Origin of the sequence: Cysteiniphilum litorale (genome assembly GCF_003428165.1) — a bacterium.
GTDB classification, from domain to species: domain Bacteria; phylum Pseudomonadota; class Gammaproteobacteria; order Francisellales; family Francisellaceae; genus Caedibacter; species Caedibacter litoralis.
In genome coordinates this window covers 176645-197323 of the sequence record NZ_QLIQ01000001.1, presented here as the reverse complement: position 1 = coordinate 197323, position 20679 = coordinate 176645, and the positions used below count along the sequence as shown (strand labels likewise).

The 20679-nt window shown below is 38.4% G+C and carries 20 protein-coding genes; 8 read left to right on the top strand and 12 right to left on the bottom strand.

Features of this window, described 5'->3' with window-relative positions; genetic code table 11:
• The first annotated feature begins 10 nt into the window (after nt 1-10).
• Entirely contained in the window at nt 11-565 is a 555-nt protein-coding gene (orn, locus tag DNJ75_RS00870) for an oligoribonuclease (RefSeq protein ID WP_117001279.1), read from the top strand.
• Between the two features lie 106 nt (nt 566-671).
• On the opposite strand, the gene DNJ75_RS00865 is transcribed toward orn, so the two are convergent.
• Nucleotides 672-1295, bottom strand: coding sequence for a fumarylacetoacetate hydrolase family protein (locus tag DNJ75_RS00865; RefSeq protein ID WP_117001278.1), 624 nt, complete (start codon nt 1293-1295; stop codon nt 672-674).
• A gap of 171 nt (nt 1296-1466) precedes the next feature.
• On the opposite strand from DNJ75_RS00865, the gene DNJ75_RS00860 reads away from it, so the two are divergent.
• Nucleotides 1467-2168: a DUF445 domain-containing protein gene (locus DNJ75_RS00860; RefSeq protein ID WP_117001277.1), complete on the top strand. Its 702-nt coding sequence runs from the start codon at nt 1467-1469 to the stop codon at nt 2166-2168.
• Here DNJ75_RS00860 and purB read toward each other — a convergent pair.
• Nucleotides 2161-3528, bottom strand: coding sequence for an adenylosuccinate lyase (gene purB, locus DNJ75_RS00855; protein WP_117001276.1), 1368 nt, complete (start codon nt 3526-3528; stop codon nt 2161-2163). The genes DNJ75_RS00860 and purB overlap by 8 nt on opposite strands.
• Before the next feature lie 387 nt (nt 3529-3915).
• On the opposite strand from purB, the gene ygfZ reads away from it, so the two are divergent.
• Nucleotides 3916-4686, top strand: a complete 771-nt coding sequence (gene ygfZ / locus DNJ75_RS00850; protein ID WP_117001275.1) for a CAF17-like 4Fe-4S cluster assembly/insertion protein YgfZ — start codon at nt 3916-3918, stop codon at nt 4684-4686.
• Nucleotides 4687-4692: 6 nt separating this feature from the next.
• Complete coding sequence (locus tag DNJ75_RS00845) at nt 4693-6765, top strand: UvrD-helicase domain-containing protein (RefSeq protein WP_117001274.1); 2073 nt, start codon at nt 4693-4695, stop codon at nt 6763-6765.
• Here the strand turns inward: DNJ75_RS00845 and DNJ75_RS00840 are convergent.
• The gene (locus DNJ75_RS00840; protein ID WP_117001273.1) at nt 6758-7525 is read right to left on the bottom strand and encodes an ABC transporter ATP-binding protein; all 768 of its coding nucleotides are present in this window, start codon (nt 7523-7525) and stop codon (nt 6758-6760) included. The two genes, DNJ75_RS00845 and DNJ75_RS00840, sit on opposite strands and share 8 nt — an antisense overlap.
• Before the next feature lie 249 nt (nt 7526-7774).
• Here DNJ75_RS00840 and DNJ75_RS00835 point away from each other — a divergent pair, with 249 nt between their 5' ends.
• From DNJ75_RS00835 to hslR, 3 genes are all read left to right on the top strand, one after another.
• Nucleotides 7775-8116, top strand: a complete 342-nt coding sequence (locus DNJ75_RS00835) for an ArsR/SmtB family transcription factor (protein WP_117001272.1) — start codon at nt 7775-7777, stop codon at nt 8114-8116.
• A 226-nt stretch (nt 8117-8342) separates the two neighbouring features.
• On the top strand, nt 8343-9710 hold the full coding sequence (gene gorA / locus DNJ75_RS00830; protein ID WP_117001271.1) for a glutathione-disulfide reductase: 1368 nt from the start codon (nt 8343-8345) through the stop codon (nt 9708-9710).
• Nucleotides 9711-9742: 32 nt separating this feature from the next.
• Nucleotides 9743-10135 (top strand): ribosome-associated heat shock protein Hsp15, encoded by a 393-nt coding sequence (gene hslR / locus DNJ75_RS00825; RefSeq protein ID WP_117001270.1) that lies wholly within the window; start codon nt 9743-9745, stop codon nt 10133-10135.
• Here hslR and DNJ75_RS00820 read toward each other — a convergent pair.
• The 7 genes from DNJ75_RS00820 to DNJ75_RS00790 form a co-directional block, all read right to left on the bottom strand.
• The gene (locus DNJ75_RS00820; protein WP_117001269.1) at nt 10114-10857 is read right to left on the bottom strand and encodes a copper homeostasis protein CutC; all 744 of its coding nucleotides are present in this window, start codon (nt 10855-10857) and stop codon (nt 10114-10116) included. The two genes, hslR and DNJ75_RS00820, sit on opposite strands and share 22 nt — an antisense overlap.
• Nucleotides 10858-10940: 83 nt before the next feature.
• Entirely contained in the window at nt 10941-11897 is a 957-nt protein-coding gene (gene speB / locus DNJ75_RS00815) for an agmatinase (protein ID WP_117001268.1), read from the bottom strand.
• A gap of 30 nt (nt 11898-11927) precedes the next feature.
• A complete protein-coding gene (locus tag DNJ75_RS00810) occupies nt 11928-12551 on the bottom strand; it encodes a zeta toxin family protein (RefSeq protein ID WP_117001267.1) in 624 nt (207 codons plus the stop codon).
• Nucleotides 12552-12572: 21 nt separating this feature from the next.
• The gene (locus DNJ75_RS00805; RefSeq protein WP_117001383.1) at nt 12573-13217 is read right to left on the bottom strand and encodes an O-methyltransferase; all 645 of its coding nucleotides are present in this window, start codon (nt 13215-13217) and stop codon (nt 12573-12575) included.
• Nucleotides 13218-13531: 314 nt separating this feature from the next.
• Nucleotides 13532-14314 carry a TatD family hydrolase gene (locus DNJ75_RS00800; protein ID WP_117001266.1) on the bottom strand — a complete coding sequence of 261 codons (783 nt, stop codon included), beginning with the start codon at nt 14312-14314 and terminating at the stop codon, nt 13532-13534.
• A 23-nt stretch (nt 14315-14337) separates the two neighbouring features.
• On the bottom strand, nt 14338-14910 hold the full coding sequence (locus DNJ75_RS00795; RefSeq protein WP_117001265.1) for a hypoxanthine-guanine phosphoribosyltransferase: 573 nt from the start codon (nt 14908-14910) through the stop codon (nt 14338-14340).
• A 148-nt stretch (nt 14911-15058) separates the two neighbouring features.
• Entirely contained in the window at nt 15059-16066 is a 1008-nt protein-coding gene (locus DNJ75_RS00790; protein WP_117001264.1) for an OmpA family protein, read from the bottom strand.
• A 239-nt stretch (nt 16067-16305) separates the two neighbouring features.
• Here DNJ75_RS00790 and DNJ75_RS00785 point away from each other — a divergent pair, with 239 nt between their 5' ends.
• Nucleotides 16306-18096, top strand: a complete 1791-nt coding sequence (locus DNJ75_RS00785; protein WP_117001263.1) for an aminopeptidase P family protein — start codon at nt 16306-16308, stop codon at nt 18094-18096.
• Here DNJ75_RS00785 and uvrD read toward each other — a convergent pair.
• Together uvrD and DNJ75_RS00775 are read right to left on the bottom strand one after the other, a co-directional pair.
• Nucleotides 18091-20286, bottom strand: a complete 2196-nt coding sequence (uvrD, locus tag DNJ75_RS00780) for a DNA helicase II (RefSeq protein WP_117001262.1) — start codon at nt 20284-20286, stop codon at nt 18091-18093. The two genes, DNJ75_RS00785 and uvrD, sit on opposite strands and share 6 nt — an antisense overlap.
• Nucleotides 20287-20290: 4 nt before the next feature.
• Nucleotides 20291-20614, bottom strand: coding sequence for a superinfection immunity protein (locus DNJ75_RS00775; RefSeq protein ID WP_117001261.1), 324 nt, complete (start codon nt 20612-20614; stop codon nt 20291-20293).
• Nucleotides 20615-20679: the final 65 nt, after the last annotated feature.

Genomic DNA, 20679 nt, shown 5'->3' with positions numbered 1-20679 from the left:
TGTGAGCGACGTGGCACAAACAAAAAGTAATCTTATCTGGCTTGATCTTGAGATGACCGGTCTTGAGATTGACACGTGTCATATTATTGAAATCGCTGCGATTATTACCGATCCAGATTTAAATATCTTGGCTGAATCGCCTGCTATTGCTATTCATCAAAATGAAGATATCTTAAAAAGCATGAATTCATGGTGTATTAAAACGCATGGTGAATCAGGACTAACCGAACGTGTCAGACAAAGCAACATCGGTTTAAATGAAGCTGAGCAAATGATTCTTGAGTTTATTAAACCATATGTTAAAAAAGGTCAATCACCCTTGTGTGGTAACTCGGTTTGGCAAGATCGCAAATTTTTAGCGAAATATATGCCAACCTTAGAGGACTATTTCCACTATCGCTTGCTTGATGTAAGTTCCTTTAAGATTGCTGCTTCATTCTGGAAACCTTCAATTTTGCAACAATTTGACAAACAAAGCACGCATTTGGCTTTAGATGATATTAAAGAGTCCATTGATGAGATGAAGTTTTATCAGGCAAACTTATTAAATCTAGATATCACTTAAGACTCCCTAGCAAAACAGTTGGCTGAGAGAAGTCGAAGCCATTTGATCTTAATGCTAATTCAGTTAATATACTTCCACTTTTGGACGTAGCATATCAAATCATAAGCTAGCGATTGCCTACGACATATTGCGTTGTTAACACAACTTTTTCTTTGAGATATAAACTAAGATCAAAAACATCATTGAGTTTAACCTCACCAACACCTTCAGGTGTGCCTGTCATGACAATATCGTGATCATTCAAGCTGAAATATGTCTGGATATATTGAACTAAAAACTCTGGTTTATGCAACATATGCTCATATACACCATGCTGTTTTATACATCCATTGATCATTAATGTAAATGACAAATCAGCTAAATCATTGATGTTTTCTAAGGGAATAAATGCACTAAAAACCGCAGCGCCATCAAATGATTTGGCCTTTTCCCATGGTAGCCCTTTTTGTTTAAGCTTGCTTTGAAGATTGCGATCGGTTAGATCAAGCCCTAAACCAACACCTACTATTTTTTGTGACTCTATCAGTAGACATAACTCTGTTTCATAGTGCAGTGTACGCACCGAGTCAATCGCTAAAGCCTCACTGATCGCTGAGTTAGGTTTTATAAAAAGCACAGGCTCTTCAGGCGTCTCATTATTAAGCTCTTTGATGTGATCTAAATAACTGCGCCCAACACATACGATTTTTGAAGGACAAATACTTTCACCATTAAAAACAATGCTTTGCATATGAACACTACTACTCTAATTTAGATAAAGCAAGGCTAACAGTTTTTAAATTCTCTGTAATGACTAATATAAGCAAAATCATAAAATTAACCGATTGAACATTTGCTTGAAATACAAATTTTTCTTATGATAGCCGCCGCTTTAAACCGATTAATGGAAACTATAATAAATATGTTTAACAAAAGTCTTATGACCAATCTTATCGCACTCATCATCAGTATTGTAGGCGTGCTATTTGCCAATGCCCAGCTTAAAGCGGTTGGTTTCTATGCCCTTTCTGGTGCTATCACCAATTGGCTCGCGATCGTGATGCTTTTTGACAAAATCCCCTTTGTCTATGGCTCAGGCGTTATTCCACGACAATTTGAGGGTTTTAAACGTGCTATTAAAAATATGTTGTTAAAGCAGTTCTTCAAAACTGAATATCTTGAGCGCTTTTTATTAAGTACTTTTGCTGATGAGAAAAACAGCTTTAAAGACACTATTGCCAAAAAGGTTGATTACGATTTGCTATTTGACAGCTTTGTTGAGGCGATCATGGAAAGCCAATTTGGTAGTATGATTGAGTCTTTTCTAGGCGGAAAAGATGCGATTGAGCCCATGCGCGATTCTTTCAAAGCCAAGATGGAAAAATCAATCATGGCGATGCTAAGTAACGCTGATGGCAATGGTGAGTTTAAGTTTGATCAATTAAATGCACACCATATTGCTGAAAAACTTGAATCCATGATTGATGCGCGTTTAGAAGAGCTTACACCAAAGATGGTCAAAAATATTATTCAAGAAATGATTAGAAAGCACCTTGGTTGGTTAGTCGTTTGGGGTGGCGTTTTTGGCGCTATTATCGGACTTGTTGCCAGTTTTTTTAATTAATATGTTCTTGACATAATTTCTCAGCAATTCCGATATAGTTCGCCGGTGTCATCGCTTTTAGATTTTCTTTCACCTCATGTGGCAAAGCTAATCCATCGATAAAAACGGATAAGTCATTCAGTGAAATACGTTTGCCACGTGTTAGCTCTTTAAGTTTCTCGTATGGCTTTTCAATACCGTAACGACGCATCACCGTTTGCACGGCCTCACCTAAAACTTCGACGTTATTTTTGAGATCTTCTAAAATTGGCTCGCGATTAAGCTCAAGTTTTTTCATGCCCTTTAGCATCGCCTGATAAGCAATTAAACTATACGCCAAACCAACACCGATATTGCGTAGCACCGTTGAGTCCGTCAGATCACGTTGCCAGCGTGAAATCGGTAATTTAGCAGATAAATGATTCATTAACGCATTGGCAAGACCTAGATTACCTTCAGCATTTTCAAAGTCGATTGGATTGACCTTGTGTGGCATAGTTGAAGAACCAATCTCACCAGCAATCGTTTTCTGTTTGAAGTAATTTAGAGAAATATAACCCCAAATATCACGGTTAAAGTCGATACAAATGGTATTAATACGACATAAACAATCAAAGCATTCAGCAACATAATCATGTGGCTCGATCTGTGTTGTTAATGGGTTATAGCTTAATCCTAAGCTCTTGACAAATGACTTAGCCAGTTTCTGCCAATCAATATCAGGATATGCAGCAACATGCGCATTGAAATTACCGACCGCACCATTGATTTTACCCAAATACTCAATTTGCGCTAACTGCTTGGTTTGACGTGATAAACGATAAGCAACATTAATGAGCTCTTTGCCAAGCGTTGTCGGTGATGCGGGTTGCCCATGGGTACGTGATAGCATCGGTTGATCAGCAAAATCACTTGCTAATTTTTGAATAAAGTCTTGAACGTGTTGAACCTCGGGTAACACCACCTTTTCAATCGCACTTTTTAGCATTAAGGCGTAAGAAAGATTATTGATATCCTCAGAGGTGCAGGCAAAATGAATAAATTCACTGATATTGGCAAGCTCGGCATTTGCTGAAATTTTATCTTTTATAAAATACTCAACGGCTTTAACATCGTGATTGGTTGTTTTTTCAATCACTTTAACCGCCAGCGCATCCTTTTCACTAAAGTTATTTATAATTCCATCTAAGACATTTAAAGCATCTGTTGAAAGCTTTGGCACTTCATTAATTTCAGGGGTATTGGCAAGATGCTTTAGCCATTTGATTTCAACTAAAGTGCGATAATAAATAAGACCATATTCACTTAAAAAGGGACGTAAACTCGCTGCTTTATCAGCATAACGACCATCAACAGGTGACAAACACAATACGGAATCCATAAAGTTAAGACTCAACATTCAAAAACAAAGGTAGCCAGATTGTAACAAAAACTATTTAGCAGCCTCAAACGCTATTTCAAAGTTTCTGATAATTTTACATTTTTCACTGAAAACTCCCTATTTTTTATTAGGTGCTTATATAGTCAAGTTTTAAAGGTCGCCATCCTGGCAAACTGGATTGTCGACTTCCCTGTCAACAATGACGTCATTGCTGCAGGATGCAGGTAATCCATAACCATGGATGGTAAGCTTAGCAAATCCATACTGTTAATTTTTTTTTGGGAGTTTTCAGATTTTTCAATAGTATACAAGCTTCACTTTGCTTTACTTTGGGCATTAAATCCGCTATTTTCCTTAGCATTGTGACTAGCCTTTTGTGTTGATTTTATGGCTTATTATATTTATGAAGATATTGAGATTATTCGAGTATCTGGCGCGGACTGCGTGAAGTTCTTGCAAGGTCAATTAACCAATGATGTGACACTGCTTAATGCTGATAATTCGATGCAGCTAAACGCGCTATGCAATCAAAAGGGACGTATTATCGCCCTATTCTTTATGCGTTTTGTTGCTGAGAATGATTTGCTATTAGCGTTACCAAGAAACTTGGCTGATCAAGCATTGCAAGCCCTTAGAAAATATGCTGTATTTTCCAAGATTAGCTTTGAGACTTCTGATCAATATCAACTGATATATAGCCAAAATGGTTATGAAAAAAGCTTTTTGCTGCAACACGCTATTGTTGATGTTTCTCAACAACTTGTTAGCTCATTAAATTTTGACAAAGTACAAAAAGAAAATATTTGCCAACAATTGCCGATGATTGATATCCATAATAGCGAATCCTTTCTACCTGCAGAGCTTAACCTTGATCGCTTAGATGTCATTAGCTATCAAAAGGGCTGCTTTATGGGACAAGAAATTATTGCGCGCATGAAATATCGCGGTAATTTAAAGAAGTCCTTGTTAAGCATTGAAGCGGATAAGGCATTGCCCTTTGCCGAGAAACTGCAAAACGTTGACGGAAAAAATATCGCTGATATTGTTAATCAAGTGAATATAGATGATAAGAGCTTTGTGCTTGCTGTTTTTAATCACGCCATTGAAAACACACCGATTATTTTACAAGGCGATATCCATGCCAAAATTATTGCTTAAGCTCAAATGCGTCAATTAAATCCAGAGCAACAACAAGCGGTTGAATATATCAGTGGTCCACTATTAGTACTTGCGGGTGCCGGAAGTGGCAAAACCAGTGTGATTACTGAGAAAATTGCCTACCTAATTCAAAAGTGTCATTACAAGGCACATAGTATCTTAGCGGTTACTTTTACCAACAAAGCAGCCAAAGAGATGAAATCACGTGTGCAATCACGCCTTGAAGGTGAGAACACTAGAGGCTTGCGTATTTCAACTTTTCATAATCTTGGGTTAACACTATTACGTAAGCATCATGCGCTTTTGGGTTATAAAGCCAACTTCACCCTTTTTGATGAGCAAGATGCGATTACATTGATTCATGAGATTGCTTATAGTGCTTTTCAATCAACCAAACAGGCAGCTGCTGAATTCAAACAGCAAATTTCATTGTGGAAAAATGCGCTACTGACCCCAACTGAGGTCATGCTTACAGGCAATGATCATTTAAAGCAGGCGCATGAAGTATATATTCAATATCAGAAATACCTTAAAGCCTATAATGCGGTAGACTTTGATGATTTGATTTTCATTCCTGTGCAATTACTAAAAAAGCATCCTGAGGTTAAAGAGTATTGGCAGCAACGCTTTCATTATGTATTAATCGATGAGTATCAAGACACCAACGAAAGCCAATATAAGTTAATGCAATTATTAGTTTCTCAGCGCCAGCAATTTACCGTGGTCGGTGATGATGATCAGTCAATTTATGCTTGGCGTGGCGCACGTCCTGAGAATTTATCTCTCTTGCAACAAGATTATCCGAAGCTTAAAGTTGTTAAACTGGAGCAAAATTATCGCTCAAGCGGGCGCATTTTGCATGCGGCTAATACATTAATTGATAACAACCCTCACCTATTTACCAAAAAACTTTGGTCAGCTCATCACTATGGTGAGCCGATTCGTGTATTGGTGACCAAAAGTGAAGAAGATGAAGCGCAGCGCATTGCCAGTGAAATTATGACGCACAAAGTCAATCATAATACGCATTTTAAAGACTATGCTGTGCTTATTCGTGGCAATCACCAATCATTTTTGATTGAACGTTATTTTCAGCTATATAAAATCCCCTATGCCATTAGTGGTGGCAGTTCATTTTTTGCTAAAACCGAGATTAAAGATGCTTTGGCTTATTTTAAATTGCTTGTGAATGATCAAGATGATTGTGCATTTTTGCGCGTGATCAATACCCCAAGACGCGAAATTGGTCCATCGACACTTGAGAAGCTTGGTGAGTATGCAACATCGCGGCATATCTCATTATTCAATGCAATTGATGAAATGGGTTTAACACAAGTATTAAAACCTATTGCGATTGAAAAGCTTAAAGTCTTTAAACAATTTATTTATGACTATCAGCGTAAAATTAAGGATGTACACCATCTAGCAACGCATTTAATCCATATGATGGAAGCGATCAATTACCATACTTGGCTTGTTGATAATACGAATTCATTGGCGCAAGCGGAAAAACGCTATAAAAACGTACTGGATTTAATTGGTTGGATTTGTGAGAAAAAAGAAGATAGTAATGCTGGCGATATAGCTGATTTAGATGAAACAACAGAAATAGAAAATACGGAAAATTCAGAGAGTCAGTCCGTAGAGATAAATTTCGCAGAAACGATCAATCGTATGTTGTTATTAGACATTATTGATCGTGAACAAGAGCAAAAAGAGGATGAGAAAGTGCAAATCCTCACAGTGCATGCCTCAAAAGGCCTAGAATATCCGCACGTATATGTAATGGGCGTTGAGGAAGGCTTATTACCGCATCAGCAAAGTATTGATGATGACTTTGTTGAAGAAGAGCGCCGCTTAGCTTATGTTGCCATCACCCGCGCTAAGCACACCTTAACCCTAACCTTGACAAAAATGCGCAAAAAATTTGGCGAAACGATCCCTTCAAAACCCAGTCGTTTTATCGATGAACTGCCACAAGATGACCTTAGCTGGAGTGGTAAATCAGAAAGCACGCAAGCCGAAAGAAAGACGCTCGCTAAGAGTAATTTAAGCTTATTAAAGGGGCGTTTCAGCTAGTGGCTGCAAACAAAAACGCATCTTCACTCGCTAAGTATTTGGCTTTAATTTTAAATGCTTTGGCAAACTCATTATCAAGTATTACTTTTTTTGGATCATCCATTTTTAGCAATCTACCGTTATCAATTAAAAGCATTTGATCACAAAATTGAGCTGCTAAATTTAAATCATGCATCACCATAATGACACCCAGGTTATGCTGCTTTAATAACTCATCTAAAATCTTAAAAACCAACGCTTGCTGATAAAGATCTAATCCAGCGGCATGCTCATCCAGTAGCAGCCATTTTTCTTCATTATTATTTCCAGCAATCATTTGCAATACGACACGCGCTAAATGAGCCCGCTGTTTTTGTCCGCCTGAAAGCGTATGAAAAGGCATGTTTTTTTGTTTAGACAGACTTAACATTTCATATATTTGATTGATTAGATTTTCTTTACGACTGGAGTTTAAGTCATGTGGATAGAGCCCCATGCTCACAATATCATTAACAGTGTAATTAAATAAAGTCTGTGTATTTTGCGCAAGATACGCAAATCTTTGAGCTCGCTTCTTTGGATTGAGTTTAGCTATATTTTTACCGCCAAGCAAAACTTCCCCCATCATATTTTTTCCAGAAATCTTGGATGATATCACGTCTAATAGCGATGTTTTGCCAGCGCCATTGACGCCGATAATTGCATATTTTTCACCAGACTCAAATGACGCGTTCACATCGAAGATTCTAGCATCAATATTAATATTTCTTAATTCAAGCATGCGCCTTGCCTTACTCAATCACCAAGGGCACCACTATAAAGAAAAGCCCTTAATATGGCAATAAAGCATCGTCCGTATATCTAAGCATTGTTATATTTAAATATTTGTATATGTGTATATTTGAATATATGGATATATGTATATTTGCAAACTCAGATATTTATATATATCTATACGCATATATTGTTTGACTGCCCTGCCCTCATCGGTAAAAATAGATGTAATTTAAGATGATGATGGGATATTTATATGTCGATATTAAAAAACTTAGGCTCAACTTATCAAACGGAACTGTGTTTAAAGGCATTTAAAGCACTGGCTAATCCCGATAGATTTAATATTGCACTATGGTTATTAGAACCTAAAAAAAATTTTTTCTCTGAGAAAATTGATATCGAAAAGGAAGGTGTCACCATTAATATGATTATGCAAAAGTTAGACCTTTCTCAATCTGTCACCTCACAACATATTCAACAACTTCAAGAAGCTGGCATTATTACGTGTGAACGCAAAGCACAATTTAGAATGTGTAAATTAAATAAAACCTACACACGCCAGATGTTTGAATCAATTGCTGATATGTTCCAGTAACCTGCCCTTTTATTGCCAACGCTTAAAATTTATTTTCATCTTTCTTTATTACTGTCTTTAGGTGTCTCTTGATATCATTATTTTATTCATACGATCTAAACAAACAGTTGTTTTTTTATTTTTAGCGTTACTGAAATTATATTGATTAAATGATGGTTACCACTCGTAAATATAGCGCTTGCTAGTTTATACTACTGCCCTACTTTTCATAAAGAGACAGAAAAAAATGCAACACTTTGATTTAATTTGTATTGGTGGCGGCAGTGGCGGTATTGCCGCAGGTGTTCAAGCAGCGCGCTTCGGGAAAAAAGTCGCTATTGTTGAGGCAAAAGACCTAGGTGGTACCTGTGTCAATCGCGGATGCGTACCTAAAAAAGCCATGTGGTATGCAGCTAATCTTGCTTCTCGTTTAAAACATGACTATCAAGGCTATGGCTTTGATCTAGATGTTAAAGGATTTGATTGGCAAATACTTAAAAGCAAGCGTGACACCTACATTTCTAATATTCATCAATTTTATAATAAGCTATTTGACAGCCAAAAAATCACCCACTTTAAAGGATGGGGAAAATTCAAAGACAGCAATACTATCATCATTGATAATGAAAATAGCGGCACCGAAATAACTGCTGATTATATCTATGTGTGCCCAGGTGCTTACCCTGTGATTCCAGAGAGTGTCTCAGGTGCTGAGCATGGCATTACATCGGATGATTTTTTTGAACTTGATACACAACCGCAAAAAGCCGTCATCGTCGGTGGTGGATATATTGGTGTTGAGATTGCCGGTGTTTTTCATGAATTAGGTACAGAAACCCATCTTCTGATTCGTCGGGATAAACCACTTAAAGAATTTGATGAAATGTTAAGTGATGAATTACTTAGCAGTATGCAAATGTTAAAGATGGATGTAAGAACCCATACCAATATCACTCAAGTGGTTAAAAAATCCAATAGGCTACTCGATATCCATTTAAATAATGGTGATGTGCTTTATGATGTTGATTGTCTAGTTTGGGCAACGGGACGCGCCCCACTTACGGCTAATTTAGGACTAGAAAACACAGATGTTAAACTCAATGATAATGGTACTATTATCGTTGATGAGTACCAAACAACAACAGTTTCTCATATTTTCGCCATTGGTGATGCCACAGGAGCTGCACAACTAACCCCAGTTGCAATTGCCGCCGGTAGACGTTTATCTAGACGTTTATTTAATGGTGAAAGCAATCTTAAGTTGGATGCACATTTGATTCCCACAGTTGTTTTCTCACATCCAGCAATTGGTACAGTGGGGTTATCTGAAAAAGATGCCAATGATCAGTATGGCAAAGATAATGTCAAAGTTTATCAAAGTAAATTCACCCCGCTTTTTGCTGCGATCTCGGGCTTTAGATTGCCTACCGTGATGAAGCTTATCGTTGCAGGTGCTGATGAAAAAGTGGTAGGTTGTCACTTGATTGGTTTAGATGCCGATGAAATATTACAGGGCTTTGCCGTTGCCATCCAAATGGGTGCCACAAAACAAGACCTTGATAACACCATTGCCATTCATCCAACCAGTGCTGAAGAGCTGGTTACCATGCGCTAATATTACTAAGCTAATTTCTACAAGGATAAAATATGGCAGATGATGTTCGTTTAGACAAATGGTTATGGGCGGCACGTTTTTTCAAAACGCGCCAATTAGCCAAGGATGCTATTGAAGGTGGCAAAGTGCATTACAATGGCGCGCGCTCCAAAGTCAGTAAAAAAGTTGAGATTGGTGCGACACTCACCATTCGTCAAGGCTATGCTGAGAAAGTTGTAACAGTCATCGGCTTATCTGATACGCGAGGGGAGGCAAGTATTGCGCAAACACTTTACAATGAAACTACTGATAGCATTGAGAAACGCGAGCATGAAACAATGCTTAGGAAATTAAACAAAGCCACTCTACCCAATCCAACGAAACCAAATAAAAAAGAACGTCGCCAAATTATGTCTTTTAAGCATCAGCAAGATAGTGGTGATTGATATTGACAAGCTATAGCTGCAATATTTTCTTTAACAATATCTTCATTAGTTACGTTATAACTTAATGAGCTTTTGCTAAAAACACTTTCACCCTGCACATTACTTTTGTTACTCGCCGCTGAGAAATGCACGGCATCAACGCCAATTTCTTTAAAATGTGGAATATTATCTTTGTTGACTCCGCCACCTGCCATAATCTCGATTTGACCATGATATTTTTGCATCACTTTGGCAATGTCATCTAGCCCCATAAATGCTTTCTTTTGACCACCAGATGTTAAAATGCGATCAATACCCAGATCGACACATATCTGCACACTGGCAAGATAATCAGGCACCATGTCAATCGCACGGTGAAAAGTAACCTCTAATTGATAAGACTTAGCAAGATCCGTTAAGTATTTGGTTGCTGCAATATTAATATGACTGTTTGTATCAAGCACACCGATAACAACGCCATTGGCACCTGACTCATGCATAAGCTTTATCTCTTGAGCCATCATCTTAATTTCAGCCTCGTTATAGCATAAATCCCCCGCGCGCGGGCGGATCATTGTGTGACGACGAGCTACTGATTTCTCTTTAGCATATTGCACTAAATAAGGCGCAGGTGTTAAACCATCCAAACTAAGAGCACTACAAATCTCCAAACGAGTTATCTCAGGAAATTTTGCTACGACATCAACGGATTCAAGATTATCTAGACAAATTTCAATATTCATGTTTAACTGCCTCCCCCACTTTTTGCTTTTAATACCTATTATTGGCTTTATTGATTAGCTGTTTTCATTATTTGTTCATTTTTCTATTTTTTTATTTTTTTATCATGTGCTAAAAGACAAATCATGTCACAAGCAACATGAGCCGCAGCAATCGCTGTAATTTCAGCATGATCATAGGCAGGGGCAACTTCAACCACATCAGCACCAATCAAATTTAAACCCGTTAATCCACGCAAAATAGCTAAGCCTTGCGCTGAACTTAATCCCCCTGACACGGGAGTGCCTGTGCCTGGTGCAAATGCCGGATCCAAACAATCAATATCAAAAGTAATATACGTTGGTCTATCACCAACAATCTGCTTTACACGCTCGATGACTGTTTTAACACCATGCTCATGAACAAAAGGCGCATCCAGTACATTCATTCCCATAAAGTCTTGATTCCATGTACGAATGCCAATTTGTGCTGAATGCTTAGGATCGACAACTCCATTTTTAATGGCTTTATAAAACATTGTGCCATGATTTAAGGAGTCTTCATCATCATCGCGCCACGTATCACAGTGTGCATCAAAATGAATCACCGACAAACCTTTGCCGTATTTTTCAGCCATTGCCTTTAAAATAGGATAGGTAATATAGTGATCGCCACCAAAGGTCAATGGAAAGACGTTGTGATCAAGTAAATTTCTTATATGCGCTTGGATAGCATGAGGTGTCGTCAGCGGATTGTGTGGATCCAAAAAGCAATCACCATAATCAATCACAGCCAACTCATCAAAAGGGTTAAAACCCCATGGAAATGTGGTAAGCTCCGCAAGTTGTACTGATGCCGCGCGTATCGCTCTTGGTCCTAAGCGGGCACCTGAGCGATAGGTGACTGCCAAATCAAAAGGCACACCACTGACAGCAACATCAACATTTGTCAGATCTTTGGTGTAGTTACGACGCATAAAACTCGTTACCCCACCATAAGTCATCTCAAATTGTGATCCTTTTAGCGCTTTACGCGCAATGGCTGCATCAACTAATTCACTCATTTATGCGCTTTCCTTCTATTTATTGTTTGATTAATTAATTTGTCTATAAATACCATTAGCCCAAGGCAATATTTTCTCATATTGAACCGCTTGATCTTGATAACGTGAAAACTGCAAACGATAATAATCTAAGCTGTTATCAATCACATGTAACTCGTCAAATAAATAGTGATGATTGATGAGATTAGCGACTGATTCATCATAGCGTTTGATGATAAGCTCAGTAGCAATATCATGCCCTCCTTTTTTCACTCGATGGGCAACACGCTCGATATTTAGCTCAACAGATTCCAAGCCCATAAAATAGCATACAGTGCGATAACCTTGTTGTTTAGCGCGCAAGATACGACTTAAAATACTTTTACCTGAAAATGTGCTTTCCATACAAGTGTTTAAGCTATTATCAAGTGCAGCTTTATATAAAGTAATCGCTTGCTTTGATGCAAAGATCAATGGATTGTCTTTATTTTTTAACATCGCAATGCGATTAAGTGCATCAGGATCAATATTCGTTTGGATATTTGATAAATCCAAATAAGCACGTAATGAGCTTTTGCCCGAACCGTTGGCACCCAACAAAAAAATGGCAATAGGTGCATTATCAGCGCTGACCTGAATGGATTGCATTACAAAATGGTTAATCGTTGTATTCATCGCATGTACTTTTTTAATTTCTTATTTTTTAATGACTAGATGTAATCCGTGTCTGATTGGCAATATTAAATTATCCACTTGTGGATGACTACAAATATATTGATTAAAATCATCTAATGCTTTGGCGCGCTTATCCACAGGATCAAGCACCTCACCTCGCCATAACACATCATCGACAATGATCATGCCCTTTGCACTTAACTTCGGCAATAGCAAATCAAAATAGCATTTTGTTTGCATTTTATCCGCATCAATAAACGCAAAATCAATATCATCAGGAAGCTTGCTTATTGCATCAATGCCCTCTTGAATAAGCATTTTAATTTTATAACCAACGCTGCTTTCTTCAATATACTTACAAGCTAGTTCATGTCCAGATTGATGTGTGCGATCAATCGTATATATTAAAGCATTATCAGCAGTTGCTTCCGCCATAGCTAGTGCTGATAAGCCACTAAAGGTGCCTAAATCAACGCATATTTTTGGATTTTGCATTTTGATAAAAAACTGCAAAAGCTTAGTGACAATCGTTTCTGATAACATCTGCGCACCATGTACTGAGCTCTCAGTGTCCGCCTTTAACGCTTGTAAAAGTGGTGAGTTTGGCTTGGTATGGTCAAGGCAATACTGCCAAATAGTTTGTTCTGTAAATTGGTTTTGTTTCATATTCTTACCCATATTCAATCATTCGATTATCCGCTAGTGACCACCTTTTGCAGAATTTAAAAAGGCAATCACTTCCTTTTCCAGCCTGTCATTAAGTTCACGCTTAAAGTCCGTGGTTTCGTTTTCATATGAGTGGAAGGTGGTCATTTTTGCTGCTTCCTCAAATTGACAATCTTATCGCTAATAATTGGAGATTTAGACAATATTTGCAACTACCCAGCAGGTTAGATTTTGATAAACGGTAATCTTTAGCAACTTTCCCAAATTGAGCGGGTACATCAGTTTAAATTTCCTAGGGTATTATAATTGAGTTATTAATCTTTCATACCACAAAACAAACGCTTAGTGTTTTCTTTTGTTGCCTGACAAAAGTGTTCAAAATTCTCGCCACGCAGTTTTGCTAAGAATTCCGCGACATAATAAACATACGCTGGATAATTCGGTTTACCACGATACGGTACGGGCGTCAAATATGGCGCATCGGTTTCAATCAACAAGCGATCTAAAGGGATTTTTTGTGCCATAGTTTGCACATCTTGTGCATTTTTAAAGGTCACAATGCCTGAGATTGAAATATACATTCCCATATCAAGGGCTTTTTTTGCCATGTCCCAATCTTCGGTAAAGCAATGCAACACGCCACCGCATTGGTCAATGGCATGTGTTTTTAAAATAGCTAATGTATCTTCTTTCGCACCACGCGTGTGCACAATAATAGGTTTTTTTAATATTTTTGCCGCTTCAATGTGGGCAATAAACTTCTGCTGTTGCAGCGAATGCGTCTCTTGATCATTGTAATAATAATCAAGCCCTGTCTCACCAATCGCGACACATTTATCATGATCGATATAATCGATAATAGTTTGCGCCTCAAGCGGTTGAACACCTTCAACTTCACTGGGATGAACACCGACGGAATAATAAACTTCGGGAAATGTTAAAGCAATTGCTTTAATTGCTTCGACATCTTCCAAGGTGGTCGCGATCGAGATGATTTCTTCAACGCCTTTCGCTTTGGCTTCAGCAACAATTTCCTGAAGTGTGGGTTGTCCTTCTTTTTCTAAATAGTTAAGGTGACAATGAGAATCAATGATCATAAGAAAAAATAATAAAAGAGTAATTAAATCATATGCTTTGTGTCTACGGCACGAATCTCTGGCACATTGCGCATATAACCGTGATAATCCAGACCAAAACCAAATAAAAATTCATTTTCAACTTCAAGACCAGCGTAGTCTGCTTTGATCAAGCCACCTTTATCTCTTGGTGCTTTTTTATCAAGCATCACTGCTGTTAAGACATTTAACGCGCCTCGATCTTCGTAATAACGTTTAACTTCAGCTAAGGTTAAACCACCATCCAAGATATCATCAAACAAAATAACTGTGCGACCTTGCGGGTTAATATTAGGTGTTTTAACCCAATTTAGCATATTGGCACCTGTGTACTCATTGCCATAACGGCTGGCATGAATATAATCAACCTGTAATGGAAAGCGTAAACGTTTGACAATCTCTGAGGTAATAAATAAACCACCATTCATCACGCACACAGCAATCGGATTATCTTTGATATGATTTTGTGTAATCTCAGTTGCCACTTTTTCAAATGATGCTTCTAAAGTTTGCTGAGGTACAATAACACGTGAAGCATCAAAGACTTCTTTAATGAAAGTAGGTGTAATTTTTGACATGGATTTTGAAGTTTCGCTTTATGGAAATTTCGGGCTATTCTATCCGATTTCCGAATGAATGCGAACTAAAAAATTTAAGAAATAAATAACAATTCAGAAGAAGGTAGCCTTGACAAAATAAGGCTGATTACAATTCAGACAAAAATACTTACTGAGCCTTTAAAGGAACAGGAATACTTGCCTCAACACGCTGGTTGATTGACTGATTAGCTTTTGTTGTGTTTGGTACTAATGGGCGTGTATAACCATAACCAACCACTTCAATATTGCTTGCATCAACACCTTTAGAAATCATATACGATTTAACCGCTTGCGCACGGTTAACTGATAACTGCTGGTTGTATTGTGCAAATGCTGGACCTTTTTTACCTTGTGAAGCAAAGCCTTGTAATACCACTTTCTTAATATCATACTCGTTCATAAAGTTGATTAGGTTGCCAATTGCCGCTTTAGCTTTTGCATTCAATGCATAGCTGCTATAAGCAAACTTAGCATCTAAATGCATTGTTACTTTATCGCCATCAACCGTATAGCAACCAATAGACTCACGTGTCATTTCAGAAGTACCTGCTTGGCATTCCATCACATTCTTTGGTAATGCATAAGCTGCATGATACTCATCTTCACGTGCTTGTTGATCTGCTGCCACAGGACCCATAGCGCCATAAGCAGATGTGTTATTCGCACCACCGAAGTACAAACCAAGACCAACAGTAATCATGCTACCATTTGGCGTCTTAGAACCAAATGATTGAAGATAACGGTAATCAGCTGAGATATAAGCATTCGGCGCGAAGTCATACTTAACACCAGCACCTGCATCAAGACCAAATGAGTTCGTTGTTAAACTCATGTAACCACCACCGATCGCAACATATGGTGTGAATTTCGTGTTATTCGCAAAATTCCAGATACCTTCCGCTAAAACAGTTTTTTGGTTGTTGCCCATGTAGCTAACACTTGCTTGTGCCGCAAGGTTCTTGTTAAAGCCATAACCAACCGTGCCTGATACAGCAGGACCACTTTGAGAATAGCTATGATTGATATAACCACCTAAGCCAAACTGTCCATATAATTGGTTGCTATGATCATTCGCTGCGAAAGCTGCAGAGCACAAGCCCGCTGCTAATAAGCCAACAATGATTTTTTTCTTCATGTTTCTTCCTCATTTTTTTCGGTTATAAAAATAGTTTATCCGTTAACAGGACATTGCGGGAGCTTCTCAATAAAGAAGCTACTCCTTTTAATTAAACCTTGGCTAGTATAGTTAACTTTTTAGCAGACTGGGAGTGTTGTTAGCGCTTTTTCAATGAAAAAATTTAAATTTTATTGTTTATAGCAAGCATCTACGATTAAATAACCACAACTTATGAAATAAGCAATAGGGACAACTTCATGCTAGAGACCTCCACAAAAGTTCAAACATTACGTCAATTAATGCAGCAAAAACAATATGATTTTTATCTTGCACCATCCACAGATGCACATAATAACGAGTATTTACCTAAAGCTTGGCAACGCCGCCCTTGGATAAGCGAATTTGATGGCAGTGCTGGTGAGGCATTAATTGGTCAAAATAATGCCCTTCTTTGGACGGATGGACGTTATTTCTTGCAAGCTGAAGCGCAGCTTGATCGCAATATCTATAGCTTACAAAAACAGCAAGGTTTTGTTTCCGAGCTGGAAAATTGGCTAAGAGATAATGCCTATGGCAAAACCATTGCCATTGACCCAACCACCGTATCGATTAAACGTGCTGAACATCTTGAGGAGCTTATGCACTCACTTGAAGGCAAATGTGTTTTTGATCAAGACAATTTAATCGATCAAGCACGCACCATGCTTAATGATCAAAGCGTACTACCACGTGCTGCTACCTTTTTGCAAAAAGATCATTTCAGTGGTAAAGATACCACGACGAAGCTTAAAGAAATGCGTGCCCTAATGCACAAGAATAAAGTCGATGCATTAATTGTTAGCATGCTTGATGAAATTGCGTGGTTACTCAATATTCGTGGTAATGATATTAACTTTAACCCCTTAGTGATTAGCTATGTGATCCTTTACAAAGATCGTTGTGAGTTTTTTGTTGATGCTTCTAAATTGAGTGATGAGGTTAAAACCACACTGAATACTCAAGGGATTAGCATCGTAAGTTATGATGCGTTTTACCCAAAATTATCTAAGCTTCAAGGTAAAATCTGGATTGATCCTAATACGGCAAATTATGCGATCTTACAAAACTTAAATATCGACTGTAATGGTCATTTTGCGCCATCACCTATTGCACTTGCCAAAGCATGCAAAAATATCACCGAAATTGATGGTAGTAAGTATGCGCATAAAAAAGATGCTATTGCCATGATTGAGTTTATTCACTGGCTTGAAAATCATTGGCATGAAGGTGTTGATGAGCTTAAAGCGCAAGATATGCTATTAAAATTCCGCCAAAAGCAACCTAATTTCAAAGGCACGAGCTTTGACACCATTAGCGGCTTTGCCTCAAATGGCGCGATTATTCACTACCGCTCATCTGCAAAGACTTCTAAAGTCATTGATAATAGCAGTCTTTACTTACTAGATTCAGGTGGTCAATATTTGGAAGGTACCACAGATATCACGCGTGTATTTCATCTGGGCAACCCAACCTCAGAGCATAAATACTATTACACTTTAGTGCTTAAGGGACATCTAGCGATTCAAAATGCAAGCTTTCCTAAAGGCACGCGTGGCGAGCAGCTAGATACACTCGCTCGTCAGCCATTATGGCAACAACAGTTAAACTACGGGCATGGCACAGGGCACGGCGTTGGCAGTTTCCTATGTGTGCATGAAGGACCACAGCGTATTTCTCCGGCGTTTAGTAATCAATCACTTGAGTCTGGCATGATTGTGAGTAATGAACCGGGTGTTTATTTCCCTCACCAGTTTGGTATTCGCATCGAGAACTTATGTTTTGTTAAACCAATGCGCGAGCAGGCACATCGTGATTTTGGCGATTTTTACTGTTTTGAAGATCTCACACTTGTGCCTTATGCGCGTAATCTAATCGATACTGCACTTTTGACTAATGATGAAATTAAACAGATTAATAGTTACCACTTGCGTGTCGAAAAAGAAATATTGCCTATGATTAGTGACGAAGCAATTAAAGCGTGGCTTACCGCGCAAACAAAAGCATTATAATTTTGTCAGCTTCGCCATATTGGCAAGCAACACCTTTTTGCCACCTCCGGCTTGAAAGTCAATATGATAACATAAATCATCATTCTGTCCTTCGGTTTTTAAAACCACGCCGATACCAAACTTTGGATGAACTACACAGTCACCTGATTTAAAGGCATTGCTATTTGCACTTTGAATTTTCATAAACTCAAAAGGCGACATGCCAAAACTTGCTTTCTTAGCTTTTGCCGATGGTGTTTTTTTCACTTGCTGGCGCACATATTGAATATACTCATCCGGAATCTCATCTAAAAATCGCGACTTAATCTGATAATTAACATCGCCATATTGATGGCGCACTTTACTGAAGCTTAAGGTCAGATAACGCATTGCACGCGTGATACCCACATAACAAAGGCGCCTTTCTTCAGCTAACTTCTCACGCACCTCAATCGAACGCGATGACGGAAACAAGCCATCTTCAAGCCCTGTCATAAACACATACGGAAATTCAAGCCCTTTTGCAGTATGCAAAGTCATCAATTGCACCGCGTCCATATTATCCTCAGCTTGCATCTCCCCTGACTCAAGCACGGCAAAGCTTAAGAACTCAACCAGTAAATCCTCATCAGCGACATCCTCCACAGGCGGGATAAATTCATTAGCGGCATTGACCAACTCTTTTAAGTTTTCATGCTTTTGTTGTGCTTTTTCAGCTTTAGATTCTTGATACATCAGCATCAAACCACTGGCATCAAGTACATGACGCATTAACTGCCCTAAAGTCAATGCATCTTTCAACGAAGACATATCTTCAATCAAATCAATAAAGCGCTGCAGTGCTTGAGATGCTCGACTACTAAACGCTTTTATTTCAATCATCTGTAATGTCGCATGCCACAATGACAGATCATTTGCTCCGGCATATTCACGGATACTCTCTAAGGTTTTATTACCAATGCCGCGCGTTGGTAAATTAATAACTCGTTCAAAGGCTAAGTTATCAGCACGCAAGGCAATTAAGCGCATATACGCCAATGCATCTTTGATTTCCGCACGATCAAAGAAGCGTAAGCCCCCATAAATGCGATAAGACAACCCGCGCTTAAGTAATGCTTCTTCAATCACACGTGATTGCGCATTAGAGCGATATAATATAGCAATATCAGCCAAGGAAATAGATTGATTATGATGCAGATCATCAATTTTATCGGCAATATAATCCGCTTCATCGCGCTCATTAAACGCCTCATAAAGCGCTATAGGCTCACCTTTTTCAGCTTCAGACCACAGCATCTTACCCATGCGGTTGCTGTTATTGGCAATCACCGCATTAGCCGCATCTAAAATCAGCTGTGTTGAGCGATAATTTTGCTCCAAACGCACGACTTTTACCGGTGATAGATCTGCAAGATAATGTTCAATATTTTCAACCTTAGCACCACGCCAACCATAAATAGATTGATCATCATCACCCACCGCCATAAAAGCGTTATTTTGTGATTTTAAACACATCAACCATTTATATTGCACACTATTGGTATCTTGAAACTCATCAACCAATACATATTGAAAGCGCTTTTGATAATAGCTGCGAAGCACTTCATTGTGTTTAAACAACTCATAAGCGTATAGTAGCAAATCAGCAAAATCCAATGCATTATCTGCTTTCAGGCGCGCTTCATAGGCTTGATATATTTTAACCACCTCACTATCAAATTCGGCTGTTGGCAGATCAATCGCGCGAATGCCTTCATCTTTTTTGCCATTAATAAAGCCTTGAAAATACTTAGGTGGATAATATTTCTCATCTAGGTTTAAACTTTGGATAACTTTCTTAACGACTTGTAATTGATCATCTTGGTCGAGCACTTTAAAGCGTCGATCAAAACCGATCTCTTGTGCATGTTGGCGCAATAATCTATGTGCTATTCCGTGAAATGTACCAATCCACATACCAACGGTTGAAAAGCCTAGAAGCTCCTCAACCCTACCGCGCATCTCGCGTGCTGCTTTATTGGTAAAGGTCACTGCCAATATATTCAAAGGTGAGATGTTTCTCTCCTGACACAAGTAGGCAATGCGATGCGTTAACACACGCGTCTTACCACTGCCCGCTCCGGCTAAAACCAATGCATTTTCATTTGCTAAAAGCACGGCTTCTTGCTGCGCTTTATTCAGCGATTTAATCATATCGAGCATCACGGTCATCGCATTACACGCCATGGTAATGATGTTTTTCGACGATAATCGTACGTGGTTGATAAGCAATTGCCAAAATTAAGCAGATCAACCAAACAATAAACGTAAAGCCCAATAATAAGTTAACAATAAAGATGATAATCGCACTTGGATGCTGCTTTTTAAAAGCAATATAGCTTGGTAAAAAGTAAAGCATCAATAACAATACGCCAAGTAACACGAGCATTGAGAACGGAAAAAACACCAATACAGCGACAACGACGGCAACAACAAACAGTAAATTAAGCAAAACACGCATAAGCACATCCTGAGGTTTAGTTTTAACTGGCAAAATCATAACAAAGATTGCTTATGAAAACCAAAGCAATCGTATTTTTATCTGCTTATTACTGTCTTTTTGGT